The sequence below is a fragment of the Acinetobacter sp. IK40 genome (genome assembly GCF_035615075.1).
Lineage (GTDB): Bacteria > Pseudomonadota > Gammaproteobacteria > Pseudomonadales > Moraxellaceae > Acinetobacter > Acinetobacter courvalinii.
Genome location: NZ_JANBOE010000014.1, coordinates 20,886 through 45,660, shown reverse-complemented (window position 1 = coordinate 45,660; position 24,775 = coordinate 20,886). Strand labels below are relative to the sequence as shown.

Here is a 24,775-nt window from a genome sequence, read left to right as displayed (position 1 = left end):
TCTGCAATATAAAATTTGCATTCATGGGTGATCACCTTAAAATGCAGCTATCTATTCGCTATTTTGCATGCTCATGATCCAATTTGACCAAGTTTCATTACGCCGTGGTGGGCGCGTCCTGTTCCAAAAAGCCTCAATGCAGCTTCATCCTGGCTGGAAAATTGGTCTGACTGGTGTCAATGGCGCAGGTAAATCAACTTTATTTGCAGCATTTTTAGGTGAATTGGGCGCAGATGAAGGTAATTTAAGCCGTCCTGCAGTGTGGACCGTGGCGCACATGGCGCAAGAAATTAAAGCGCTGGAAATGCCTGCAATTGATTTTGTCCTTTCCGGCGATGAGGAATATTGGAAGATTCAAGAAAAATTAGCCCATCCTGATCAGCTCAGTAATGATGAGCTTGCCCGTCTGCATGGCCGTTTTGATGAAATCCACGGCTATGCCGCCCCCGCCAAAGCAGCACAATTGATGGCTGGCTTAGGCTTTCTGGATCATCAAATCCGTTTAAATGTCGCCAGTTTCTCTGGGGGGTGGCGCATGCGTTTAAATCTGGCCCGCACCCTGATGAGTCGTTCAGACCTGTTATTACTGGACGAACCGACCAACCACTTGGATTTAGATGCAATCCTGTGGTTAGAAGACTGGCTAAAAGCCTATGAAGGAACACTGGTTCTGATTTCGCATGACCGTGACTTCCTTGATGCGATTACCGATCATATTCTGCATATCGAAAATCAGGAACTGACGCTGTATACCGGCAATTACTCAACCTTTGAAACCACCCGCAGCGAACGTTTGGCACAACAACAACAAGCCTTTGAGAAGCAGCAAGAAACCCGTGCCCACTTACAAAAGTTTATTGATCGCTTTAAGGCCAAAGCCACCAAAGCCCGTCAGGCACAAAGCCGCATTAAACAGCTAGAGCGCATGCAACAGCTCGCCCCTGCGCATGTCGATACACCATTTACCTTTAGTTTCCGTGAACCCACCAAAATGAGTTCACCATTGCTCAGTTTAGATGCAGCAAGCATTGGTTACGGCGATAAAATGATTGCCGAAAAGATTCGCCTGCAAATCACCCCAAGCTCACGGATCGGTTTACTGGGGATGAACGGCGCGGGGAAATCAACACTGATCAAAACTTTGGTCGGGGATTTACCGTTACTTGCAGGTGAACGTAAAGCTTCTGAATTATTAAATATCGGATATTTTGCCCAGCACCAGATGGATGCTTTGGATGCCAATGCCAGCCCAATGCTGCAACTGGCCCGTATTGCGGACAAAAAAATCAGTGAAGCTGCGTTACGCGCCTTTCTGGGTGGATTTGGCTTTAGCGGTGAACGTATGGACACCCCGTGTGAAAGCTTCTCTGGTGGCGAACGCGCACGTCTGGCCCTGGCATTAATCGTATGGCAGCGTCCGAACGTACTGATTCTGGATGAACCGACTAACCATTTAGATCTGGATATGCGTCATGCCTTGACTATGGCGCTGCAGGATTTTGAAGGGGCTGTGGTGCTGGTCTCGCATGAACGTCAGTTGATCGCCAGTGTCTGTGACGATCTACTGCTGGTACACGCAGGCAAATGCACCGAGTTTGAAGGTGATTTGCAAGATTACGCCAAATGGTTACGTGAAGCACGCCAACAACAGATCAATGCACAAAGTACCGGGCAACCACAAAGCGTGGCCACTCAAGCTCCAGCCGTGAAGATCGATAAGGAAGCGCAACGTAAAGAAGCGGCACGCCGCCGTGAAATGACGCGCCCTATTCGTAAAAACATTGAAAAAGTCGAAGCTCAAATCGAAAAGGTACAGCCCCGTCTGGCAGATATCGAACAGGCACTGGCAGACAGTGCTTTATACGAAGCAAGTCGCAAAGAAGACTTGATGAAACTCATGAATGAACAAAATGAGCTAAAAGCCAAACTGGAGCAATTTGAGGAACAGCTTTTAGAATTGATGATGGAGCTAGAAGAACTGGAAAGCTCATTTGCTGAATAACATGAGTGATCCATATCTGTAACTGAAACAGGTATGGATCTCATCTTTTCAGACCTCGACGCTGAATAAAAATGATTTTGATAAAACCTAACCATAGTGAGCAGATACTTAAAAACACTATGAATATCATCAAAAATGTCATGATTCTGTCGATAATTTAAGATAAGGTAAAACTGGAATTTTCGTAGAAAATTGAGCTTTGGGTTCAGGCTCGATATACTCAGTTCCCATTGTTGTAATGTTATAACTGACGAATGAATCCTGAGGGTTAAATTCATTTCACATTTTTTTGTACTTTAATTTGGTGAGTACTCTATTTTGGATCATACAAACTGAATGAATTCTTTAGATTTTATTTTTAATTTTGAGCATATTCTGCCCGTTTTGGTGCAAGAATATGGTTTATGGATCTATTTTATCCTCTTCTTAATTATTTTTTCAGAAACAGCCTTTGTTTTCATGTTCTTCTTACCTGGTGATAGTTTATTGCTGACGGTCGGTGCATTGTGTTCAGTGGTTGAAATAATGCATTTGGGTTATATGATCAGCCTGCTGTTCTTTGCCGCAGCATTGGGTTATATGGTGAATTATCATATCGGACGTCATTTTGGTGACCGTATTTTCAATATGAAATCACGCTTTATCAAGCAGGAATATCTACAAAAAACCAATGTGTTTTTCCTGAAACATGGCGGAAAAACTATTCTATTGGCGCGTTTTATTCCTTTTGCACGTTCTTTCGCACCTTTGGCAGCAGGTTCGAGCAATATGAATTATACCTATTTTGTGATGTATAACATTCTGGGGGCTTTTCTCTGGATCAGCGTACTGGTGACAGCAGGTTACCTGTTTGGTCATGCCTTAATCCAAGTCAGTGATTTTGTAGAAAGTTAATCCCCTTTTAATACCGTATTGTATGATTTAGCAGGAAAGTTCGTCTTTCCTGCTTTTTTTTAATCCATTTATTCTATGTCAGGTTTCACGTGGAACGTAAAAAACAATAGTAAATAATAATGAAAATAATTATCAATAAAAATAAAATCAGCTTTTAAAAATATAAATTATTTGGGAAAGCCATGATCCATTCAGCATGGAATAATCAGTTATGAGCCAAGCAAGCACTTCAGCAAAGAAAACCAATTCACGCTGGTTCCGCATCAACTTATGGATTCATCGCTGGATCAGCTTAGTGATTGTGCTCCCCTTTACGATTTTATCAATCACGGGAATCATTCTGATCTTTCATGAAGAAATCGATCATGCACTGGGTGTAGAACCGATGGCACTTCATTCCTCTTTACAACAACAGCGCCCACTGGCAGATTCATTAGCCACCGCACAAAATACCTATCCTCATGAGCACATTATCAGTACAGGCTATGATCCTGAGCATCATCCGGGTGTACTGCTGATCGGAATGGCAAAACCGGAACAGCGTTTTGAGCAAGCGCGTTGGTTATTTGCAGATATTGGTTCTGCTACGCTGATTCAGCAACCCAGTGAACGGGATACTTTAACCGGTTTGTTACTGGAACTGCATGCCAACTGGTTTTTAGGTTTTATTGGACAATTGATCGGTGCCTTGATTGCCTTTCTAGTGTTCTTATCACTGATTTCAGGGCTGGTGGTATACGCCCCTTATGTGAAAAAATTCTTTTTGGGGATTATTCGAACAGGCAAAGGTCAGCGTTTATTACAACTCGATTTACATAACTTAATCGGTTCAGCGGTACTCGGCTGGGCATTGGTTGTGACCTTGACTGGCTTTTTACTCGGTTTTGGTACGGTTGCCATTGGTCTCTGGCAAATGACTGAACTAAAAGCTCTGCAAGAAAAATATCATCATGTCAGCCCAATTAATCCGACATTGAGTATTGATAATGTCTATACTGTTGCACAGAAAGGCGAAATCGGCTGGCACCCTACCACTGTGTTCTATCCTAAAACCGAATATTCGACCCAAGGGCATTACATGGTATTACTGCAAGGCAATGAGGGTTTAAACCAAAAAATGCTGAAGGTTGCCTTGGTCAATGCAGCCACAGGACAAGTCGATACTGTTGAAGAACTCCCGACCTATCTGAAAGCCATCTTGCTCTCTCAGCCTCTACATTTCGGTAATTACGGCGGTATGCCACTCAAGATTTTATGGAGCTTATGTACGCTTTTAAGTTTGTTTATCACCCTGAATGGCGCTTGGCTATGGTGGGCAAAACGTCGGCAAAAAAGCCTAAAAGGAGTCAGTAATGCAACTGTGGAATAAATCAGGCTTGTTATGGCTAATGGCTGTATGCAGTATTTTAGGAATAATCGGCATGCTGCTGATGGACGGTATTGCAGATATTATTTTTCTCATCATCACCCTGCTTCCAGTTTTAATTGCAGGATGGAGAGCTTATCTTTTACAGCAACGCAAAAGATAAGCGCTTTTTACATATTATTGATGCCTAAACTCATTAAGCATCAATATCTGCATTTAATGCATTTTCTTCAATGAAGGCACGACGTGGTTCTACATCATCGCCCATTAAGCATGAGAACATACGATCTGCTTCGATCGCATCATCAATGGTCACCTGTAACATATTACGGTTTTCAGGGTCCATGGTCGTTTCCCAAAGCTGCTCAGCGTTCATCTCACCCAAGCCTTTATAGCGCTGGATCATCATGCCGCGGCGCGAGTCTTGTAAAATGTGCTGCCACACCTGGTGGAAATTGCTGACCTGAATACGACGCTCACCTTTTTGTAGATAAGCCCCCTCTTCAAGCAATTTAAACCAGCTCTTCGAGTTCTTCAGCAAACGTGCATACTCGGCAGAATTGAGCAAACCGGCATCAAGTAAATAAGAATGCGGTAAGTTATGCACATAAACCGTCACACGTGGCCAATAATGCGCTGATTTCTCACCTTGTGCATTTTCACGTTCAAATGCTTCCAAGCTAATTTCAGGACGCAGGCTTGGTTGCAACTTTTCAATCGCTACACGTAATTGCTCAGCCCATGCTTCAACATAGTCACGTTCATGATTATGATCGCCTTTGAAAGCATCCAGCTCCAGTAAGCCATCCAGTAAACTTGCCGGATAACGTTGCGTTAAGCGCTGTAAGCTCTTTTGTGATACCTGATAATCGGCAATCACGCTGGCCAACGCAGCACCATTAATCGCAGGTGCATCCGCGCTCACATGCAAGGACAGCTCATCAATCGCATTGGAGATCAGGAAGGTTTCTAATGCATCATTGTCTTTTAGATATTGCTCGTGCTTGCCTTTCTTCAATTTGTACAATGGCGGCTGTGCAATATAGATATAGCCACGCTCAACCAGTTCCGGCATTTGACGGAAGAAGAAGGTCAATAACAAGGTACGAATATGTGAACCATCCACGTCCGCATCGGTCATGATAATGATTTTGTGATAACGTAATTTGTCCGGATTGTATTCTTCACGTCCGATACCACAGCCCAAAGCGGTAATTAAAGTTCCCACTTCCTGACTGGAAATCATCTTGTCAAAACGCGCACGTTCAACGTTCAGGATCTTACCTTTCAACGGTAAAATCGCCTGCATCTTACGGTTACGACCTTGTTTGGCACTACCGCCCGCAGAGTCACCCTCGACCAGATACAGTTCCGACAATGCTGGATCTTTTTCCTGACAGTCTGCCAGTTTACCCGGCAAACCAGCGATGTCTAACGCGCTCTTACGGCGTGTCATTTCACGCGCTTTACGAGCGGCATCACGCGCACGAGCGGCATCAATAATCTTGCCAGCAATCGATTTCGCCGCTTGCGGGTTTTCCAGCAGATAAGCCGAGAACTCTTTGTTCATGGCCTGCTCGACCGCAGGTTTGACTTCACTCGACACCAGTTTTTCTTTGGTTTGTGAAGAGAATTTTGGATCAGGCACTTTCACTGAAATGATAGCAGTTAAGCCTTCACGTGCATCGTCACCAGTCACGGCAACTTTTTCTTTTTTCAGTAAGCTTTCATTTTCCATGTAGCTGTTTAAGCCACGGGTCAATGCTGCACGGAAACCTGCAAGGTGAGTACCGCCATCTTTTTGCGGAATATTGTTAGTAAAGCAACGAACATTCTCTTGATAGCTATCATTCCACTGCAATGCCACTTCAACGCCAATGCCGTTGTCTGCATCTGTGGTGAAGTGGAAGATATCGTTAAGATGGGTTTTACCTTCGTTAATATATTTAACGAACTCGGATAAACCACCTTCATAATCGTAAACGTGCTCAAGATTAACGCGCTCATCACGCAATACGATACGTACACCCGCATTCAGGAATGAAAGTTCTCTTAAACGGCGTGCCAAGATATCCACACTGAAAATGGTTTGGCTAAAGGTCAATTCACTTGGCCAGAAACGCACGGTGGTACCGGATTGGTCAGTTTCACCGACAACTTTCAACGGATATTGCGGATCACCATGTGCATATTCCTGCTCATGGATTTTACCTGCGCGTTGAATGGTCAAATGCAATTTCTTAGAGAGCGCATTTACTACCGAAACACCAACGCCGTGTAAACCGCCCGACACTTTATAGCTGTTGTCATCGAACTTACCGCCCGCATGCAGAATGGTCAGAATAACTTCTGCGGCAGACACCCCTTCTTCAGGGTGAATATCGGTTGGAATACCACGACCATTATCCGAGACACTGACCGATTCATCTTCATGAATGGTCACTAGGATTTCGTCACAATGACCTGCCAAAGCTTCATCGATGGCATTATCCACCACCTCAAACACCATATGGTGCAAACCGGTACCGTCATCGGTGTCACCGATATACATGCCCGGACGTTTACGAACCGCGTCTAATCCACGTAATACTTTAATACTAGAGGAATCATAAGCCTTTTCATTTGTTTGTTCTGTTTGAGAGACTGATTGAGACTCTGAACTCATGGTTACTCCCTAGTAAATATCTAATCTATCCAAAGATGAGGAAATAAAATTATGGCGCAGCAAGACTGACTTGGCCTTGGACAACGTGAAACAATTGAAAGGAAATCGACAAATCATGTAAGTGTTTTAATACCGACGTATGGTCTAAGGTCGTCATAAAAACCTGACTTCCTAACTGACTCAATCGCTCAATTAAACGTTGTTGTGCAGCTAAATCTAACTCTGCTGTCAGATCATCTAATAATACCACAGTTTCCTTGTTACTCGCATGCAGCATTGCAATTTGTGACAGTTTTAATGCCATGATTAACAACTTTTTTTGCCCACGTGATAACACGTCATCGGCATTGCCATACGGGGTTTTCAGGCGCAAATCTGCACGATGAGGACCATACTCGGTATAACGCCGTTCCTGGTCCCTTTGGTGCTGCTGAATCAGGTCCTGCAACAACCCCTGTTCGGTATGAAAACCGGCATGATATTCCAGCTCAATTTCAAGATTTGGCAATAGTTGCTGCAAATCTTCCTGAAAGAACCGGTTCCATTGCTCTACGATACCGACCCGTTGCGAGTGCAAAATTTCGCCATAATCACTCAGCATTTTGTTCCACGGCTCTAAATCGACCAAGCTCAGGTTACGCCTTGTCTTTAATAAGCTATTACGCTGTTTTAAGGCACGAGAATAGTACTGCCAGGCAAAATAGAACTCAGGTTCCACGTGGAACATCAACCAGTCCAGCAATTGCCGTCTGGGTTTGGCGCCATGATCAATAATATCGGTACTTTGCGGATCAATATGTTGTAAGGGCAAAAGTTTTGCCAGTTGCCCTTGAGTGGCAATGGTATCGCCATTGACCTTGATCAGTTGCTCACCCGAAGCCAGTTTTTGCATGCCAATCCGTTCACTGGCCGACTGTGCGAAGACAATCGCATCATCAGCCTCGTACTGGATGTAGTGCTTGGGAATATGGGTGCGAAATGAGCGACCTGTGGCCAATAAATGGATAGATTCCAGAATTGAGGTCTTTCCAGAACCATTCGACCCGTAAAAAATATTAAACGGTTGCAACTCATTGAGTGCAACCGCCTTTAAATTACGTACACGTTCGATATTTAAACGCGTGATTTGCATGCTTAAAAACTCAAATCATCAATGCCAATTACACACGCATCGGCATAACAACATAAGTCTGGTCTGGATGCGCTGGATCTTGAACAAGTACCGATTGATTTGCTTCAGTCATGCTCATTCTCACATCATCGCCATCCAGCACACTCAATACATCCAGGATATATTGCGCATTAAATGACATTTCCAGTGGTGCATCCTGATATTGAATTGCAATATCTTCAACCGCTTCATCTTGCTCCGGGTTATTGGCACGGAGTTGCAACGAATCCTGATTAAAATTCAGGAACACGCCACGTAATTTTTCATTACTTAAAATCGCGACCCGTTGTAAAGACTGTTTAAATACATCATGCGCAATAAACACATGCTTATCACCACCTTTCGGAATAACACGGCGATAATCAGGGAATTTACCATCAATCAATTTGGTGGTGAAACGAACGGTAATATCACCCTGCTCTTTATCACGGCTTGGGGTATTAATCGTAACATTCAACAATTCACGACCAATGAGCAAGGTAAGTTGCTCATCTTCAATACTCAACAAACGCTGTAATTCACCCACCGCCTTACGCGGTACAATGGCCTGAATCGGTGCAGCAGCAGTTGAGGATGCCAATACTTCACACAATGCCAAACGGTGACCGTCTGTGGTTACGGTACGTAATTGATTTTGATCAATTTCCAGCAAAGTACCAGTCAGATAGAAACGTACATCCTGTACCGCCATTGCAAAGGCAGTTTTTTCAAATAAACGTTTTAATTCACGCTGAGTCACCTGAACTTGTGTGCCCTGGCTATTTTCAGTGGTGAGTAAAGGATAATCATCCGCTGGAAGCGTACCCAACACAAAGCGGCTGTTACCTGATTTTAAAATACAACGCTGATCTTCTGTAATTTGTAAGTCAATCAAGGCTGCTGTCGGAAGAGATTTACAAATTTCGACCAGTTTACGTGCAGGAACGGTGGTCTCCCCTGCTTCCAGACAAGCACCTTCAGCTAACGTTGTGCTTGCCACCAGTTCAACTTCTAAATCAGAACCGGTAATGGTTAAGGCCTGTTGCGTGGTTTGAATTTTGACATTTGAAAGAATATTCAAGGTATGACGACGCTCTACAGCCCCGACCACATGGGATAACACATTGAGTAAACTTTCTTTAGCGATTTTCAAACGCACGATTTTATTCCTCTTACAACAGAAGCCGATATGAATGTTAGCAGTGTACTATGCTGCACTTAAAAGCAGTTTGCAACCATGAAAATTGAGTCAGCCGAGATTATGCTCAGGCCTAACTTTGTAATAAACGAAGTAAGTTTTTATAATCTTCATTAAAAATTGGATCTTCTTCACGCAAGCTGACCACTTTTTCGCAGGCGTGCATCACGGTACTGTGATCTCGTCCACCAAAGGCCATACCGATTTCCGGAAAACTGTCTCCGGTTAATTCACGCGCCAATCCCATCGCCAATTGACGAGGTCGGGCATAAATACGGGTACGTTTTGGCCCAATCAGTTCTTTTAGCGGAATGCGGAAGTATTCACTGACCACACGCTGGATGTTTTCGACACTAATGGTCCGGGCACGGATTGCCAGCACATCTTTTAAGGATTCTCTCACCACATCCAGATCGATGGCGGTCCCTTTAAATCGTGAAATTGCCACAACTTTGTTCAATGCACCTTCAAGCTCACGCACGTTTGCGACCACTTGTTGCGCAATAAACAAAGCACAGTTGCGCGGTAAATCGACGCCACTATTTTCAGCTTTTTTCAGCAAGATTTCGATACGGGTTTCAATATCCGGTGGTTCTACCCCCACCGACAGTCCCCAAGAGAATCGCGATACCAGACGTGGATCTAGTTCGGTGAGTTCTTTTGGATAACGGTCTGAAGTGAGAATAATTTGCTTGGATTCGTCCAGTAAGGCATTGAAAGTATAAAAGAATTCAACAAGGCTGGCTTCTTTACCGGCAAGCAAATGAATATCATCAACCAAGAGTAAATCTAAAGAACGACAATTTTTCTTAAATTCTTCAACCTTGCCTTTCTGTAATGAACTGACAAAGTCTTGTACAAAACTTTCTGAAGTCATGTACATCACCCGTGCATTGGGTTTGGCTTGTAACAGCGCATTACCGACCGCTTGCATCAAGTGGGTTTTACCCAAACCAGTTGGGCCATACAAAAATAAAGGATTGTGCTGAGATGCACCTAATTGGGTTAATACCTTACGGCAAGTCTCAGCAGCCATCTGGTTAGAACGGCCTTCAACAAACAAAGAGAATGTAAATAACGGATTGAGTTGTCTTTTCTTCGGTATTTTCGTGACATTTTGGCCGGGTTGGACCAGATCAGATTCTTTCTTGGCTTTAACAGGCACGGCGGTGGCGGTTGGCGCACTACTTAAAGCTGCAGTGGTCGTGGCTGGTTGTTCATTCGAAGACAAAATTGTCCCTGGGCGAGAGTCGACCAAAATCTCAACCTGACGCACGCGACCTTCAGACAATTGTTCAGCAAGAATTGAAATCAATTCTAAATGGTTATCTTGAATATAACGGGTCCAATAAGGGTTCGGTGCGTATAAACGCATCACACCATCAACCTCTTCGGCAACTAAAGGACGAATCCACATCGCAAAGACGTTATCAGAGAGCTCTTGTCGCAAGCGAGTTAAGCAGTCTGTCCAGAGCATGTGCATCCCCTATATATCCATTTTTAAATTCAAAAAATAAAAATCACCAACCCCATCTTTCGAAGGGGTCGCCATTCTAACCAAGTTATCCACATCTGTCAGGCCAATTTATGGGACTTTTGCTGAAAAAGAAAGCAGTCGTTTATAAATTTAAATTCAAAACCACTTGTGTATAACTTTTTGCACAAGCTGTGGATAATTTTAACCCTCAAGTTATCCACAATCTATAAAATTGATAAAAACATGGTTATCCACAAAGTAACTATTTGTTTATTTATATAAAAACGTCACTTTCCACAGAAAAAATCCACCCTAATAAGAATAAATTTAAATTTTAAAATTTGAATTTACTTATAGGGGTTTAACGGAATTGTGGATAACCGAGCATATCGAAATTTAAATTCAAAATCCAAGAATTAAATTTAAATCAGAAATTGAATTGTTGATAACTGTGCTATTAAGCTGTGAATATAGCTGAATGTTGATATAATATAAAGAGATAGCTTGTGTATATTTTTTGTTTTCAATAAAAGCACTTCTTTACGCGTAGCGCTATTGCTTCAAAACAGAACAAAGAAAATGTAAAGTTTTTGATTTTTCATTGACAGCGTAAACATTGCACAATAAAATCGCGGACCTTTATAGAAAGATCATTTTGGAGTTTCGAAATGAAACGTACTTTCCAACCATCTGAATTAAAGCGTAAACGCGTTCATGGTTTCCGCGCTCGTATGGCTACTAAAGCAGGTCGTCAAGTGTTAGCTCGTCGTCGTGCAAAAGGTCGTCATAGCTTAACTGTTTAATACTGTTAAGCTGACCAGACTTGGGTGATGACACTTTACAGTTTCAGTACTGAATCTCGTATTCGTTGTGCTGCTGATTATAAAAGTGTATTTGATGGTGCGCTTTTTAAAGTGCATCAGCCCCATTTCCTTTTTTTAGCAAAATTAACCGAACAGCCTAACAGCCGTTTGGGTATTGTCGTTGCTAAAAAAAAGGTACGTCGTGCTCATGAACGAAATCGAATAAAACGTCTTGCTCGGGAGAGCTTTCGTATCCATCAAGCACAATTTAATGCTGATATCGATATTGTGGTGATGCCTAAAGTAGGTATAGAAGCAATTTCAAATGAAGAATTACATCAACAATTAGATTTTGCTTGGCAAAAATTACAACGCTTAGCAAAGAAGCATTCCAAAGTCGTTGTGACATCCCTCCAGAATTAGAGATCTCCAATGGTACGTTTACTTCATTGGTTGATAAGATGTTACCAGATTGCAATTAGCCCATTATTGGGTCCTCGTTGTCGCTATATTCCCACGTGCTCGCAATATGCAATTGAAGCTTTACAAACGCATGGTGCGCTCAAAGGTGTATGGCTTTCGACTCAGCGAATTTGCCGTTGTCATCCTTGGGGTGGTTCAGGCTATGATCCGGTACCCCGCAAAGCACTTCGTTTTATTTCGTTTCATCAAATAGATTCTCAAATGCATCACGTTGCTGTACCCTTTCGTGATCGTTTATTCAAGCAAAATCTCTCTAATCATTTGGGATAATAGATATGCAACAATGGGCCAGATTTGCAATTCTTGGAGCCATGTTTGTTACCGCATATTTGCTTATTTTGGCTTGGCAAAAAGACTATGGTCATGCTGCACCAGCACCGCAACAACAAGCGGCGGCTGTCACTGCACATGATGTATCTGCAGATTTGCCAAATGCTCAAAATGCAACAGCGGCTTCAGACTTGCCACAAGCAAATGTGACTGCATCACAAACCACAGAAACACCATCTGTGAGTCAGCAACTGATTTCAGTACAAACGGATCTGTATCATCTTTGGATCAATCCTAAAGGTGGTGATATCGTTCGTATTGAATTGTTAAGCCATGATGAAAGCAAAGACAGCGATAAACCGTTTGTCATGCTGGAAAGTGATGCGAAACGTACTTACGTCGCTCAATCTGGTTTGATCGGTTTGAATGGACCAGATAGCAGCCGTGGCGGACGTCCAATGTATGATGTTGAAAAAACAGCATATACCTTGGCGGATGCGAAGAGCGTTGCCTCAAAAGATGGTAAGACACATCAAGTGTTGACTGTGCCATTGGTATTTAAAACACCTGAAGGTGTGGAAGTGATCAAGTCGTTCACCTTCACCCAAGGTGATTATCCAATTACAGTGAAACATCAGGTTGTTAACCGTAGTCAGCAAAACTGGCAAGGCCAGATGTTTGGTCAGCTAAAGCGTGACAATTCTGATGATCCAGGTAAATCTTCTCAAGGTATCTTTACCCTTGGAACTTATCTGGGTGGCGCATGGGGTACACCAGACGCGCATTATAACAAGTTGAAATTCAGCAATTTTAATGATGAAAAATTGAGTGTTGAAGCCAAGGGCGGCTGGGTTGCCATGGTTCAGCATTATTTCGTCAGTGCCTGGATTCCGGGTAATCTGAAACTGACCCAAGCGGATGGCCAGCCTTATGTGGCTAAACTTGAATCGCGCCAGTCTGCTGATCACATGAATATCATGGGCTTCACTTCTCCAGTGATCAATGTACCGGCCGGTACCTCAATGGAAGTGGATGCACAACTTTATTCTGGTCCAAAAATTCAGTCTGAACTCAAAGATTTAGCTGCGGGCTTAAACCAGACTGTAGATTACGGCTGGTTATGGCCGATTGCCAAACTCTTGTTCCTGGGCTTACAGTTCTTCCATAACATCATTGGTAACTGGGGTTGGTCAATTATCTTATTGACGATCTTGGTGAAATTGATTTTATGGCCACTTTCTTCAAAAAGTTATCGCTCAATGGCGAAAATGCGTGTGATTGCACCAGAAATGCAACGCATGAAAGAAGAATTTGGTGAAGACCGTATGCGTTTCTCTCAAGAAATGATGGCGTTATACAAGCGTGAACAAGTCAATCCATTGTCTGGTTGCCTGCCATTATTGTTACAAATGCCGATTTTCTTGGCCTTGTACTGGGTATTGATGGAATCGGTTGAACTGCGTCATGCGCCATGGTTAGGCTGGATTCAAGATTTATCAGCAATGGATCCATGGTTTATCTTGCCGTTGATCATGGGTGTGACCATGTTCGTACAGCAAATGTTGAATCCACAACCGACTGATCCTATGCAGGCAAAAGTGTTCCGTATCATGCCAATCATGTTTACGGTATTCATGTTGTTCTTCCCTGCCGGTTTAGTGCTTTACTGGATCGTCAACAACAGTATTACCATTTTGCAACAATGGTTTATTAACAAAGGTGTCGAAAAAGACCGTCTCAACAAGGTTGAATCGAGTTCTTAAGTTCGAACTTTTACTGAATAAATCCGCTTAAGATGGTAATCTTAAGCGGATTTTTCTTTGTCTGTATTTAGGGTTCCTGTTTCATAACCCTCGTGTTTTTTAGGTGAATTTAACATGCAACATCAAACCACAATTGCTGCGATTGCTACCCCATTAGGTCGTGGTGGTGTGGGCGTGATTCGACTTTCCGGCCCTAAAGCTTATGCCATTGCTGAACAGTTGACCCAGAAAACTCTTCCTGCTGCCCGCATGGCTGGCTTCCGTCAGTTCTGTGATGCGGATGGTTCAGTGATGGATGAAGGCATTGTGCTGTGTTTTCCAAACCCGCATTCATTTACCGGTGAGGATGTGGTGGAATTACAGGGGCATGGTGGTCCAGTTATTCAGAATGCGTTATTAGCGCGTTTACTGGATTTGGGTGCAACGGCTGCCAAGGCGGGTGAGTTTTCCATGCGTGCCTTTGAAAATGGCAAGATGGATCTGGTGCAAGCCGAAGCGATCGCCGATTTGATTGATGCCACCTCACAGGCCGCCGCACGTTCAGCGGTTCGTTCCCTACAGGGCGCCTTTTCGACCAAAATTAATACCGTTTTAGAAAAGCTGATTCACTTGCGTTTGCATGTGGAAGCGGCCATTGATTTTCCAGAAGAGGAAATCGACTTCCTTGCCGATGGCAAGATTTTAGCTTTGCTGGATGATGTACAGGATTCGGTCAAGGCCGTACAGCAATCTGCACGCCAAGGACAGTTATTACGTGAAGGTTTGCAGGTGGTGATCGCCGGTAAGCCGAATGCGGGCAAATCCAGCCTGTTAAACGCGCTGGCGGGTCACGAACGGGCTATTGTGACCGATATTGCCGGAACGACTCGCGATGTATTGCATGAAAAGATCAGTTTGAACGGTTTGCCAATCACTTTAACCGATACTGCCGGTTTACGTGAAACAGGTGATATCGTCGAGCAGGAAGGGATTCGTCGTGCGATTAAAGAAATTGAACAGGCCGATTTATTATTGCTGGTCTACGATTTAAACCAGGGCGATGAACCGTTACAGCTGGCGCGCGAATATTTTGCCGATCATCTTGAGCCGAAACGTTTACTGTTGATCGGTAATAAATGCGATTTAACCGGTCAGGAGGCGACGTTAAGTGATTATCAGGGCTTCCGACATATCAGCGTGTCTGCCAAACAGGATATGGGTGTTCAGGCGCTCATAGAAGCGATTACAGCGCATGCAGGCTTCCAGCCTGAGGAAGACACCTTTATTGCCAGAACACGTCATTTAGACGCAATGAAGCGCACTCAGCGCTATCTTGCCGAGGCACGTGAGCAACTTGTTGTGTTTAATGCAGGTGAACTGGTGGCTGAATCATTGCGTCTGGCACAAAATGCATTGGGTGAAATCACCGGTGATTTTAGTGCTGACGATCTTCTAGGGAAGATTTTTGGTTCGTTTTGTATTGGTAAATAATCAATTAAATCAAAAACTCATGGCTTGAATTGTGTTGTAATCCAAGCCATTTTTTATTCCTTCTCTTCAGCGGTCTGTTCTTGCTCTGCTTTTTGTTCTGGTACCACATTTAATGCCGTCATCATGGCAACCGGTGCGCCGTCCTGACGTGTGGCTTTGAGCTTGATCTGCAAACGCAATTCATTGACTGAATCGGCATTACGCAAGGCCTCATCATAGCTAATCGCGCCTTCGTTATACAGATCGAATAAAGCCTGATCGAAGGTTTGCATGCCCAGCTCACGTGATTTGCTCATAATCTCTTTCAGTGCGTGGAACTGGCCTTTTAAAATATTATCTGAAATCAAGGGCGTATTCAGCAGAATTTCAATTGCTGCGCGACGCCCTTTGCCATCCTGGGTGCGTACCAGACGTTGAGAAATAATGCCTTTCATATTGGATGAAAGATCCATCAGTAACTGGTTACGACGTTCTTCCGGGAAGAAGTTAATAATCCGGTCTAGTGCCTGATTGGCATTGTTGGCGTGTAAAGTCCCTAGGCAAAGATGTCCTGTTTCGGCAAAGGCAATCGCATGCTCCATGGTTTCCGTATCACGGATTTCTCCAATCAGGATCACATCGGGTGCCTGACGTAAGGTGTTTTTCAGAGCATGCTGCCATGAATGACAATCAACACCGACTTCACGATGGGTAATCATGGATTTTTTGTGTTTATGTACGTACTCAACCGGATCTTCAACGGTAATGATATGTCCCGCTGAGTTTTCATTGCGGTGATCAATCATGGCGGCCAAAGAGGTTGATTTACCTGAGCCGGTACCGCCTACCACCAAGACCAGACCACGTTTTTCCATGATCACCTGTTTAAGCGATTCAGGCAGCTTCAGCTTCTGAAAGGTTGGAATTTCCGAGGTAATGGTTCGAATTACCATGCCGATCTGTAGCTGCTGTTTAAACACATTGACACGAAAACGTGAAACATGGGGAACATTGATGGCAAAATTACATTCCCATTCTTTTTCAAACTCTTGACGTTGCTTTTCATTCATTAAGCTATAGGCAAACAGTTTGGTTTTATCGGCCGTCAGTTCCTGTTGCCCGAGTGGACGCATCAGTCCCTGTAATTTAATGCTGGGCGGAAAATCTGCAGTGATAAATAAATCTGAACCACCATATTCCACTACTTTGGTCAGCATATGAAACATAAATGTTTTGGCTTCTTCGAGTAATTCTGCGCTATACATCAATCTACCTGGATCTGAATAATAAGATGGTTTGTTGCCATTCGATTTAAAAATAGCAATGAAAAGAATGATCTATATGGTTTTTAAATATGAGTTAAAACTATCCAGCCTCAAAAATACCCCAAATATTTGCTGAATCATTTCCACAGCTCATCGTTTCCTGAGGAATTATTTCAAACATGGCCCGATTGATCTAGTGATTTTCAATTTAACGTGGATATTTCAATGTGATGTGAAAATAATTGTCATTTTCTAACTAAAAATAGCTCATGAAAAGCAATCTAAAACCAGGCTTGGATTGAAGCGGATGTTCCACGTGAAACATCACAGTCGTCGGTTGAATTTTGGTTGTTACTGCGTAAGCTGAGCTGTTTGGCCGTCCGATAATCATTACAATAGCGGCTGATTTTTGTATAGAGTGTCACTCATGTTAAAAAAAATTGGGATTTTCTCATTATTAAGTTGTGTTTCTGCACTGGGCTTTGCCAATGTCGAGACCTTAAAAAGTAATTTGAGTAAACAGTATCCCAATATTCAGGTGACCAACATTCAACCGACTGCAATGAACGGTTTATACAGCGCCAGTCTGGATAATCAGATCATCTATCTGGATGAAAGTGCCCAACATATGTTTATCGGGTCAATGGTGCGTTTGAAAGACCAGAAAAATTTGACCAAGGATCTCGTGATCCAGCAAAACACAGTGGACTGGAAACAGCTGCCGTTCAAAGATGCGATTAAAACTGTCAAAGGCAATGGTAAGCGTGAGTTAGCGGTTTTTTCCGATCCGAACTGTCCATATTGCAAGAAACTGGAAGCCGAGCTGGACAAGCTGAATGATGTGACCATCTATACCTTTATCTATCCCTTAAAAGCACAATCGGTTGCTGTGTCTCAATCAGTCTGGTGTGATGCTAACCCTGCCTATACATGGAAAAACCTGCTGCAGAAGAATGTACAGCCGCAACAAAAAACCTGTGCGAATCCGTTAGAGCGTAATTTGCAGCTCGGTCGAAAGTTAGCCGTAGATGGCACCCCGACCCTGATTTTTAGCAATGGATTTAAAATGGTCGGTGCACGAAGTGCTGCAGACATTCAGACGATCTGGAAAGAACTCGGCCTATAAATAAAAACGCCCAATCCATTACATGAATGAATTGGGCGTATTAATCTAGACCGTTCTAGCTTTTTTTGGTGACCAGATTGTAGATAAACAAAATAATGATCGCACCAATCACAGAGGCAATGAAACCAGCTGCCGAATTTTCACCATATAGACCGAGCAAGCGACCACCGTAGGTTGCCAAGAGTGAACCTGCGATACCCAGTAAGGTGGTTACAATAAAGCCTGCTTTATCTTCACCCGGATGTAAAGCACGTGCAATTAAACCAGCAAAAAAACCAACGACGATTGCCACAATTAGAGACCACATTGTCTTTCTCCTTGTTTTAACAGTGATATTTATTACTATCCTGCTTTATACCGACAAACTTTGTCTGTAGTGGATTACTGAGTTATGTCGTATTTTTGTGCTGGATTTAGCGGGTTTTGATTAAAGCACGGCTGAAAAAGCAGCTTTAGATGCATTACTCAGACCAAAGCATTCGACAGTTGATCTGAGCACAAGACAAGGTAGGAACGAGACCGTTAACCGCAGGATTGGATTAAATCCCGATTTCACCAATAAATGGCAAGTGACGATATTTTTGATCAAAGTCGAGGCCATAGCCGACAATAAAGCGGTCTTCGACTTCAAAGCCCAGGAATTTCACGTCCAAAGGAATTTCACGGCGTGACGGCTTGCTGACTAAAGTACATAACTCAATTGAGTTTGGATTACGGGTTTTCAGCATTTCAACTACTTTGCTGAGGGTATTACCTGAGTCGATAATATCTTCGACCACAAGTACATCTTTACCGTGAATTTCGCCATCAAGATCTTTTAAAATTTTGACATCACGAGAGGAAACGGTTCCACCACCATAACTAGACACGGTCATAAAATCGAGTTCATGTGGTTTGTCGATGGCACGGCATAAATCTGCCATAAAAATGACTGAACCACGTAATAAGCCGATCAGTACCAGTTCTTTATCACTTTGAGCATAGTGTGCATTGATCTTGTCGCCCAGTTCTTTCACTTTGGCTTGAATCTCTTCACTTGAAATCATAATGCGCATTGCAATGGTCATCGGTAGATTCCTAAAACTTAAAAACGGGAAAATAAAAAAGGTGTTGACCTGCAACACCTCGAAATCTTGAGCTAATCTGGCAATTTTAAAACAAAATCACTTTTCATGCACCTTTTGATGACGAAGAATGTGTTTCATTTTGAGCAGACGAGCTGTCCCGTTTCAGCAGAACTGCACATCCAATCGCAATACAGAGTAAGCCAAGTCTCTGTTTATTTAAAAATTTAGTTTTGGCTATAGGCTTTTTGTCCATAGATATAGGTTGCCTCAATATTTCGGTCATCGCCCATGGTGAATAAAGCAAACAGGCTATCTTCAACCGATTTTGAACGTGACTGACGCAGTTGTTGTAACGCGGTTGGCTGGGTATTCAAGACCACGAAATCAGCTTCTTTACCGATATTAAAGTTACCGAGTTTCTCATCCAGATCCAGCGCTTTCGCCCCACCGAGTGTGGCGTGATACAGCGATTCAAAAGCAGAGAGTTTATCGCCTTGTAACTGTTGAACTTTGTACGCTTCATTCACGGTCTGCAACAGACTAAATGAGGTCCCAGCCCCAACATCCGTGCCTAAACCGACTTTTACTTGCTGTTCCCAGGTCTTTTGTAACGGGAACAAACCACTGCCCAAGAACAGGTTTGAAGTTGGACAGAAGGCAATCGCAGAGTCGGTTTCATGCATACATTTCCATTCTGCATCTTCCAGATGGACGCAATGCGCAAATACAGAACGTTGACCGGTTAAGCCATAATGATGATACACATCCAGATAGCCGTCCTGCTCAGGGAACAGCTCTTTTACCCATGCGATTTCATCTTTGTTTTCACTTAAATGGGTATGTACATAAACATCCGGATATTGTGCTTTGAGCTGGCCTGCTTGTTCCAGTTGTTCGGGAGTAGACGTTGGCGCAAAACGTGGTGTAATCGCGTATAAAGCACGGCCCTGTCCATGCCACTTCTCAATCAGCGCCTTAGAATCATCATAGGCACTCTGTGCGGTATCACACAATGCTTCTGGTGCATGACGATCCATCATCACCTTCCCGGCAATTAAACGCATCTGGTGCTGTGCTGCGGCTTCAAATAAAGCATCCACAGATTCAGGATGTACCGTACAGAACACCAACGCGGTAGTGGTCCCGTTTTTAAGCAATTCATTGACAAAAAACTGGGCTATCTCTTGGGCATAAGCTTTGTCTTTAAACTGAATTTCAGTCGGGAAGGTATAGGTGTTGAGCCAGCTTAATAATTGTTCGCCGTAAGCACCGACCATTTCCGTTTGTGGGAAATGGATATGCGTGTCGATCATGCCCGGGATGATCAATTGTTCTGGATAATGCTGGATTTCAACGTTTGCAGGAAGATGGGCTTGAGCGTCGTTCCACGTGCCAAACCAGCGAATTTTACCTTGTTCAGTGATCATTACGCCGTCTTCAATATAACGGACTTGATCGGCAATTTCAGTGGCTTGAGAAACGGTCTTTTGAATATCTAAGAAGCGACCACGAATTACCGTGGTTGGAGTAGCCAAAGTCATAACAACCTACAATTTTACTTTTTTCGGTTGATTGTACCTGATTTTGCCAAATTTACTGGATTATTCGGCTAATTAATGCGCTTAAAAGGTATATAAATGTGAGCAGTAGTTTGAGTCATTTGATTGTGTCTTCAGCGACGCTGTATCTATATTTTCAATAAAAAGAAGTGTGTTTGAGAACAGTAGATGAATATTTGAAGAGCTGGATGTGTTCTGAATCATATTATTTCATTCGTCTGGCAGTGCTTATGAAAGCTATAATCAAGTGCACATTCACTTTGTTGTCATTTAGAGTTTAAAAATCAAGAGAAAATTTATGAAAAAAACAGGGTTATTTATTTTATTGGCATGCACAATTTCGGCATGCAGTTCTCACAACGAAACCTATCAAAGCACGTTTAAGCATAGTTCTGAATGCCAAGCTCAGTTAATAGATATTAGCAAAGGCAATTTTAAGCTGGATGATATTGCAAAAGAGCGTTTGAGCTTTGATTTTCAAGCGACAGATAACAGTGAAGAAATTATCCAAATTAACATCGCTGAAAAACAGCCAGATGCTACCCGATCAGCTGGACGGATTAAGGTGAATAAAGCTCGAAATGAAATTTTCAACTCAACCTTTGATGATATGAATATGATTCCTATCAAGCTGGGTTCACATCCCTCTTTTATTAAAGACTGCTTTTAAAAATTAGGTCATGATAAAAAAGGACCTGCAATGCAGACCCTTTCTATATCCAACGAGTTATTGCGCTTGTCGCTTATTGTGTCGTAACGACAGATAAGCGGTGATACCTAATACCAAGACGATAAAGCCTAACGAAATCCAGATTGGCATGTGGAATACGTCGAGCAATAACATTTTTGCACCAATGAACAGTAATATGATGCCCAAACCATACGGCAAGTAATGCATTTTCGACGCCGCACCTGCCAATAAGAAGAACATCGCACGTAAACCCAAAATCGCCATTAAGTTTGCGGTTAAAACAATGAACGGATCACTGGTCACGGCGAAAATTGCAGGAATGGAATCCACCGCAAAGATCACGTCAGAGGCTTCAACCAAAATCAAAACTAAAAATAAGGGGGTTGCCCATAACACACCATTCTGGCGAACGAAGAAATTGTTGCCTTCAAGCTGTGGTGTGATACGCATGTGTTTGCGTAACCATTTCAGTAACTTGATATCTTCAATATTGGTGTCTTCTTCATCCTGACCTTTCAGGAATTTAAAGCCGGTGTAGACCAGGAAGGCACCGAAGATATATAACACCCAAGAGAATTCTTGCACAAACCACGCACCAATAAAGATAAAAATGGTTCGCAGAATAATTGCACCGAGTACGCCGTAAAGCAGGATTTTACGTTGATATGCAGGCGGGATCGCAAAGGCTGCGAAAATCATTAACCAGACAAAGACGTTATCAATTGCCAGCGATTTTTCCAGTAGATAACCTGCGAAGTATTCCATGGTTTTCTGGTTGGCAATGGTCGCACCTACGGTTTGCTGTAGATAAAACCATAATCCGCCACCAAAAATCACTGCAACACTGACCCAGGCAATACTCCAGTAGGCGGCCTGTCTGATCGGCACGTCCTGGTTTTGTTTTTGCTTAAAGCCTAAAAAGTCGACCAGTAGCATCACGGTAACGAGACCGAAGAATGCGACATAGAGCCATAAATTACCGATAGTTTCCATCACAACTCCCTATCTGGCAAATGGACATAAAAAAACCTCGACCAGTTGCCAGATGAATTAATACATCTGTTTCAACATGATCAAGGTCTTGCCTACACCACGATGGATTGTGATGCTCAGAGTCCGACTTTTTGCAAAGTGTAATGACGAAGCTCTGACACCTAAGGCATTCAGCGCTTAGGTCTGGAGGAGGCTACTCCCCTTGTCAACTTATTCTGTATGGATATTCATATCCAAATATGAGTATAGAATTACATATTTTTAGACAATGTGCAAATATTCATCAGCAATGAAGGTCTAAAAAATTTTCAGGATTTCCGTGCGTAAAAATTGATGGCGTGGATGATGTTTCACGTTTTCATGCCAATACATACCCATATTGATTTGAGGTAGCTCGATTGGCAAAGGATGGATATGTAAGGCTTGGGAATAATGCAAATGCTTGAGGATGCTTTGCGGAATGGTCAGAATGGCATCGGGATAATGATTCAATATCTGTAATGCCGTTGCATAGTGCTGACAACGCAGGAAAATCTGGCGGGATAATTGCTGCCGATTGAGATAGATATCCTCGAGTAGAATCCCGGTACGCCGTGAAGACACACCAATATGCGGTGAAGACAAATACAGCGATAAATCCATATTGGCCTGCTGGGTACACACCACAAAATGGTCTTCAATCAGATTTTCAAACTGTAAACTGGCTTGATATGGTTGCACCAGATCAATGACAAAATCAATCTGTTGGGCAGAAAGATCCGCCAGCATGTTTTTACGATCCAGTTTGGAGCTCAGGAACTGGATGTCCAGATTCAGTTGCGCAAAATGATGTACCAGCTGCGGAAAAATAATCGGCTCAATTTCGTCATGAATGGCGATTTTTAAGCTGTGCAACATATCAGGCACAAAGTCCTGTTGCGGTACGGCAATACTCTGGATCGTCAATAACGCGGTTTGAATGGGCTGGTAAATTTGCTCGGCATACGGAGTAGGCAGCATTTTTTGACCGCTGCGCACGAATAACTCATCGCCAAGCTGGCTACGCAAGCGTTGCAAGGCATGACTCACCGCAGACTGGCTGATACACAGCAATTGTGCCGCTTTAGAAATGCTCTTCTGTTCAAAAATCGCAATAAAAAGCGGATATAAATTAATATCGATACGATGAAAGTGCCCGACTTCCAGTAGATTGCCATTATGAATCTGATTCATAGTTTTGAATAAAATAAAATCATTTCATTCATAATAAATTTTCGCTTATGGTGATGTAAAGCAGCGAATCAGCTTTCGCCAAATTTTAGATTGAGGGAGAACAGGATGTTTGCATTATCAGCGCGTGCACAGGATTTTATTGCACGTACGCAAGCGTTTATCCAACAAGAAATTGAACCCGTTGAAAAAGCATTCTGGGATGAGGTACATCGCCTTAATGTCGATGGTGACTGGACCCAATGGCAATGGCCTGAACAATTACAACAATTGAAAGACAAAGCCAAAGCAGCAGGCTTATGGAACATGTTTTTACCTGATGCCGAGCTTGGTGCAGGCTTATCAGTTCAGGAATATGCACATATTGCCGAACTGACGGGACGTAGCCTGCTTGCGCCGACGGTATTTAACTGTAATGCACCCGATAGCGGCAATATGGAAGTATTGTGGCGCTATGGTAGCGATGCGCAAAAACAGCAATGGCTACAACCGCTACTCAAGGGTGAAATTCGTTCCGTGTTCTGTATGACCGAGCCTGCGGTGGCATCCAGTGATGCGACCAATATGCAGGCCACTGCGGTGGTAGAGGGTGATGAAATCGTCTTGAATGGACGCAAATGGTGGTCATCCGGTTTAGGTGATCCCAATGCCAAAATCATTATTTTTATGGCCTATACGCCGGACCCAAGCAAAGACCGTCATCACCAGCATTCTATGGTACTGGTACCGGTGAATACCGCAGGTGTGACCATTGAACGTATGTTGCCTGTGTTTGGCGATTACGATGCACCGCATGGGCATGGACAGGTCAGCTTCGACAATGTGCGTGTGCCAGTCAGCAACTTCATTGGTGGTGCAGGACAAGGCTTTGAAATTGCGCAAGGCCGTTTAGGGCCTGGGCGTATTCATCATTGTATGCGCTGTGTTGGCGCGGCAGAGAAAGCGCTTGAACTGATGATCGACCGTGGCATGTCGCGCAAGGCATTTGGCAAAGAACTGCTCAAGCTGGGTGGCAATCTGGAACGCGTTGCAGATGCGCGTGTGCAGATCGATCAGGCGCGTTTATTGACCTTATACGCTGCCTATAAGATGGATACGCAAGGCAATATGGCGGCATTAACTGAAATTTCGGCCATTAAAGTGGTCGCGCCAACAGTCTTGCAAAATGTGGTGGATATGGCGATTCAGATCCACGGTGGCGAAGGTGTTTCCCGTGATACACCGTTAACGGCTTTCTTTACTCAGGCGCGAAGTTTACGTTTGGCCGATGGACCTGACGAAGTCCATAAAGGCATGATTGCCAAATTAGAACTCAAAAAACGTGGCTATGGTCGTGGATAAGGAT

Annotated in this window: 22 protein-coding genes; 12 read left to right on the top strand and 10 right to left on the bottom strand. The window is 43.3% G+C overall.

Annotation, left to right across the window (positions count from 1 at the left end):
• Positions 1-73: 73 nt before the first annotated feature.
• The 4 genes from MSG93_RS18560 to MSG93_RS18545 all read left to right on the top strand — a co-directional run bounded on the left by MSG93_RS18560 (position 74) and on the right by MSG93_RS18545 (position 4,425).
• On the top strand, positions 74-2,002 hold the full coding sequence (locus tag MSG93_RS18560; protein ID WP_324622892.1) for an ATP-binding cassette domain-containing protein: 1,929 nt from the start codon (positions 74-76) through the stop codon (positions 2,000-2,002).
• Between the two features lie 336 nt (positions 2,003-2,338).
• Positions 2,339-2,896 carry a VTT domain-containing protein gene (locus MSG93_RS18555; RefSeq protein ID WP_324622891.1) on the top strand — a complete coding sequence of 186 codons (558 nt, stop codon included), beginning with the start codon at positions 2,339-2,341 and terminating at the stop codon, positions 2,894-2,896.
• Positions 2,897-3,107: 211 nt separating this feature from the next.
• A complete protein-coding gene (locus MSG93_RS18550; RefSeq protein WP_324622890.1) occupies positions 3,108-4,265 on the top strand; it encodes a PepSY-associated TM helix domain-containing protein in 1,158 nt (385 codons plus the stop codon).
• Positions 4,249-4,425, top strand: coding sequence for a hypothetical protein (locus MSG93_RS18545; protein WP_005281590.1), 177 nt, complete (start codon positions 4,249-4,251; stop codon positions 4,423-4,425). Before MSG93_RS18550 ends, MSG93_RS18545 begins: the two co-directional genes overlap by 17 nt.
• A 33-nt stretch (positions 4,426-4,458) precedes the next feature.
• Here MSG93_RS18545 and gyrB read toward each other — a convergent pair whose 3' ends face one another.
• The 4 genes from gyrB to dnaA all read right to left on the bottom strand — a co-directional run bounded on the left by gyrB (position 4,459) and on the right by dnaA (position 10,752).
• Entirely contained in the window at positions 4,459-6,927 is a 2,469-nt protein-coding gene (gyrB, locus tag MSG93_RS18540; RefSeq protein WP_324622889.1) for a DNA topoisomerase (ATP-hydrolyzing) subunit B, read from the bottom strand.
• 49 nt (positions 6,928-6,976) lie between these two features.
• On the bottom strand, positions 6,977-8,059 hold the full coding sequence (recF, locus tag MSG93_RS18535) for a DNA replication/repair protein RecF (protein ID WP_324622888.1): 1,083 nt from the start codon (positions 8,057-8,059) through the stop codon (positions 6,977-6,979).
• 28 nt (positions 8,060-8,087) lie between these two features.
• Positions 8,088-9,236 carry a DNA polymerase III subunit beta gene (gene dnaN, locus MSG93_RS18530; protein ID WP_005228168.1) on the bottom strand — a complete coding sequence of 383 codons (1,149 nt, stop codon included), beginning with the start codon at positions 9,234-9,236 and terminating at the stop codon, positions 8,088-8,090.
• 112 nt (positions 9,237-9,348) lie between these two features.
• The gene (gene dnaA, locus MSG93_RS18525) at positions 9,349-10,752 is read right to left on the bottom strand and encodes a chromosomal replication initiator protein DnaA (protein ID WP_032876611.1); all 1,404 of its coding nucleotides are present in this window, start codon (positions 10,750-10,752) and stop codon (positions 9,349-9,351) included.
• Positions 10,753-11,420: 668 nt separating this feature from the next.
• On the opposite strand from dnaA, the gene rpmH reads away from it, so the two are divergent.
• The 5 genes from rpmH (at position 11,421) to mnmE (ending at position 15,541) form a co-directional block, all read left to right on the top strand.
• Positions 11,421-11,555 carry a 50S ribosomal protein L34 gene (rpmH, locus tag MSG93_RS18520; RefSeq protein ID WP_000831329.1) on the top strand — a complete coding sequence of 45 codons (135 nt, stop codon included), beginning with the start codon at positions 11,421-11,423 and terminating at the stop codon, positions 11,553-11,555.
• Positions 11,556-11,582: 27 nt separating this feature from the next.
• Positions 11,583-11,978 carry a ribonuclease P protein component gene (rnpA, locus tag MSG93_RS18515; protein ID WP_005228170.1) on the top strand — a complete coding sequence of 132 codons (396 nt, stop codon included), beginning with the start codon at positions 11,583-11,585 and terminating at the stop codon, positions 11,976-11,978.
• A gap of 9 nt (positions 11,979-11,987) precedes the next feature.
• On the top strand, positions 11,988-12,308 hold the full coding sequence (yidD, locus tag MSG93_RS18510; protein ID WP_005228171.1) for a membrane protein insertion efficiency factor YidD: 321 nt from the start codon (positions 11,988-11,990) through the stop codon (positions 12,306-12,308).
• A gap of 5 nt (positions 12,309-12,313) precedes the next feature.
• Positions 12,314-14,071, top strand: coding sequence for a membrane protein insertase YidC (gene yidC, locus MSG93_RS18505; RefSeq protein WP_005228173.1), 1,758 nt, complete (start codon positions 12,314-12,316; stop codon positions 14,069-14,071).
• A 114-nt stretch (positions 14,072-14,185) separates the two neighbouring features.
• The gene (mnmE, locus tag MSG93_RS18500) at positions 14,186-15,541 is read left to right on the top strand and encodes a tRNA uridine-5-carboxymethylaminomethyl(34) synthesis GTPase MnmE (RefSeq protein ID WP_005281576.1); all 1,356 of its coding nucleotides are present in this window, start codon (positions 14,186-14,188) and stop codon (positions 15,539-15,541) included.
• Positions 15,542-15,594: 53 nt separating this feature from the next.
• Here the strand turns inward: mnmE and MSG93_RS18495 are convergent, their stop codons facing one another.
• Positions 15,595-16,785, bottom strand: coding sequence for a PilT/PilU family type 4a pilus ATPase (locus MSG93_RS18495; RefSeq protein WP_324622876.1), 1,191 nt, complete (start codon positions 16,783-16,785; stop codon positions 15,595-15,597).
• Between the two features lie 427 nt (positions 16,786-17,212).
• Here MSG93_RS18495 and MSG93_RS18490 point away from each other — a divergent pair, with 427 nt between their 5' ends.
• On the top strand, positions 17,213-17,911 hold the full coding sequence (locus tag MSG93_RS18490; RefSeq protein ID WP_324622875.1) for a DsbC family protein: 699 nt from the start codon (positions 17,213-17,215) through the stop codon (positions 17,909-17,911).
• Between the two features lie 55 nt (positions 17,912-17,966).
• Here the strand turns inward: MSG93_RS18490 and MSG93_RS18485 are convergent, their stop codons facing one another.
• The 3 genes from MSG93_RS18485 to guaD all read right to left on the bottom strand — a co-directional run bounded on the left by MSG93_RS18485 (position 17,967) and on the right by guaD (position 20,519).
• On the bottom strand, positions 17,967-18,218 hold the full coding sequence (locus tag MSG93_RS18485) for a GlsB/YeaQ/YmgE family stress response membrane protein (protein WP_004660536.1): 252 nt from the start codon (positions 18,216-18,218) through the stop codon (positions 17,967-17,969).
• A gap of 232 nt (positions 18,219-18,450) precedes the next feature.
• Positions 18,451-18,978 (bottom strand): hypoxanthine phosphoribosyltransferase, encoded by a 528-nt coding sequence (gene hpt, locus MSG93_RS18480; RefSeq protein WP_004776485.1) that lies wholly within the window; start codon positions 18,976-18,978, stop codon positions 18,451-18,453.
• A 224-nt stretch (positions 18,979-19,202) separates the two neighbouring features.
• Positions 19,203-20,519: a guanine deaminase gene (gene guaD / locus MSG93_RS18475; protein ID WP_005228177.1), complete on the bottom strand. Its 1,317-nt coding sequence runs from the start codon at positions 20,517-20,519 to the stop codon at positions 19,203-19,205.
• A gap of 316 nt (positions 20,520-20,835) precedes the next feature.
• Here guaD and MSG93_RS18470 point away from each other — a divergent pair, with 316 nt between their 5' ends.
• On the top strand, positions 20,836-21,207 hold the full coding sequence (locus tag MSG93_RS18470; RefSeq protein ID WP_324622874.1) for a hypothetical protein: 372 nt from the start codon (positions 20,836-20,838) through the stop codon (positions 21,205-21,207).
• Positions 21,208-21,264: 57 nt separating this feature from the next.
• Here the strand turns inward: MSG93_RS18470 and MSG93_RS18465 are convergent, their stop codons facing one another.
• Both MSG93_RS18465 and MSG93_RS18460 read right to left on the bottom strand, forming a co-directional pair.
• Positions 21,265-22,221: a TerC family protein gene (locus MSG93_RS18465; RefSeq protein ID WP_005228180.1), complete on the bottom strand. Its 957-nt coding sequence runs from the start codon at positions 22,219-22,221 to the stop codon at positions 21,265-21,267.
• A 297-nt stretch (positions 22,222-22,518) separates the two neighbouring features.
• Positions 22,519-23,433 carry a LysR family transcriptional regulator gene (locus MSG93_RS18460; protein WP_262767147.1) on the bottom strand — a complete coding sequence of 305 codons (915 nt, stop codon included), beginning with the start codon at positions 23,431-23,433 and terminating at the stop codon, positions 22,519-22,521.
• Between the two features lie 105 nt (positions 23,434-23,538).
• On the opposite strand from MSG93_RS18460, the gene MSG93_RS18455 reads away from it, so the two are divergent.
• Positions 23,539-24,771, top strand: a complete 1,233-nt coding sequence (locus MSG93_RS18455) for an acyl-CoA dehydrogenase family protein (protein ID WP_324622873.1) — start codon at positions 23,539-23,541, stop codon at positions 24,769-24,771.
• Positions 24,772-24,775 lie beyond the last annotated feature (4 nt).

Bases quoted from the DNA above. Each gene is read 5' to 3' on its own strand.
- MSG93_RS18460 (WP_262767147.1), bottom strand. From the start codon at position 23,433: ATGAATCAGATTCATAATGGCAATCTACTGGAAGTCGGGCACTTTCAT.
- MSG93_RS18495 (WP_324622876.1), bottom strand. From the start codon at position 16,785: ATGTATAGCGCAGAATTACTCGAAGAAGCCAAAACATTTATGTTTCAT.
- hpt (WP_004776485.1), bottom strand. From the start codon at position 18,978: ATGACCATTGCAATGCGCATTATGATTTCAAGTGAAGAGATTCAAGCC.
- MSG93_RS18545 (WP_005281590.1), top strand. From the start codon at position 4,249: ATGCAACTGTGGAATAAATCAGGCTTGTTATGGCTAATGGCTGTATGC.
- MSG93_RS18560 (WP_324622892.1), top strand. From the start codon at position 74: ATGATCCAATTTGACCAAGTTTCATTACGCCGTGGTGGGCGCGTCCTG.
- recF (WP_324622888.1), bottom strand. From the start codon at position 8,059: ATGCAAATCACGCGTTTAAATATCGAACGTGTACGTAATTTAAAGGCG.
- mnmE (WP_005281576.1), top strand. From the start codon at position 14,186: ATGCAACATCAAACCACAATTGCTGCGATTGCTACCCCATTAGGTCGT.
- MSG93_RS18465 (WP_005228180.1), bottom strand. From the start codon at position 22,221: ATGGAAACTATCGGTAATTTATGGCTCTATGTCGCATTCTTCGGTCTC.
- guaD (WP_005228177.1), bottom strand. From the start codon at position 20,519: ATGACTTTGGCTACTCCAACCACGGTAATTCGTGGTCGCTTCTTAGAT.
- gyrB (WP_324622889.1), bottom strand. From the start codon at position 6,927: ATGAGTTCAGAGTCTCAATCAGTCTCTCAAACAGAACAAACAAATGAA.
- MSG93_RS18550 (WP_324622890.1), top strand. From the start codon at position 3,108: ATGAGCCAAGCAAGCACTTCAGCAAAGAAAACCAATTCACGCTGGTTC.
- rnpA (WP_005228170.1), top strand. From the start codon at position 11,583: ATGACACTTTACAGTTTCAGTACTGAATCTCGTATTCGTTGTGCTGCT.
- yidC (WP_005228173.1), top strand. From the start codon at position 12,314: ATGCAACAATGGGCCAGATTTGCAATTCTTGGAGCCATGTTTGTTACC.
- yidD (WP_005228171.1), top strand. From the start codon at position 11,988: ATGGTACGTTTACTTCATTGGTTGATAAGATGTTACCAGATTGCAATT.
- MSG93_RS18555 (WP_324622891.1), top strand. From the start codon at position 2,339: ATGAATTCTTTAGATTTTATTTTTAATTTTGAGCATATTCTGCCCGTT.
- rpmH (WP_000831329.1), top strand. From the start codon at position 11,421: ATGAAACGTACTTTCCAACCATCTGAATTAAAGCGTAAACGCGTTCAT.
- dnaA (WP_032876611.1), bottom strand. From the start codon at position 10,752: ATGCTCTGGACAGACTGCTTAACTCGCTTGCGACAAGAGCTCTCTGAT.
- MSG93_RS18490 (WP_324622875.1), top strand. From the start codon at position 17,213: ATGTTAAAAAAAATTGGGATTTTCTCATTATTAAGTTGTGTTTCTGCA.
- MSG93_RS18455 (WP_324622873.1), top strand. From the start codon at position 23,539: ATGTTTGCATTATCAGCGCGTGCACAGGATTTTATTGCACGTACGCAA.
- MSG93_RS18485 (WP_004660536.1), bottom strand. From the start codon at position 18,218: ATGTGGTCTCTAATTGTGGCAATCGTCGTTGGTTTTTTTGCTGGTTTA.
- MSG93_RS18470 (WP_324622874.1), top strand. From the start codon at position 20,836: ATGAAAAAAACAGGGTTATTTATTTTATTGGCATGCACAATTTCGGCA.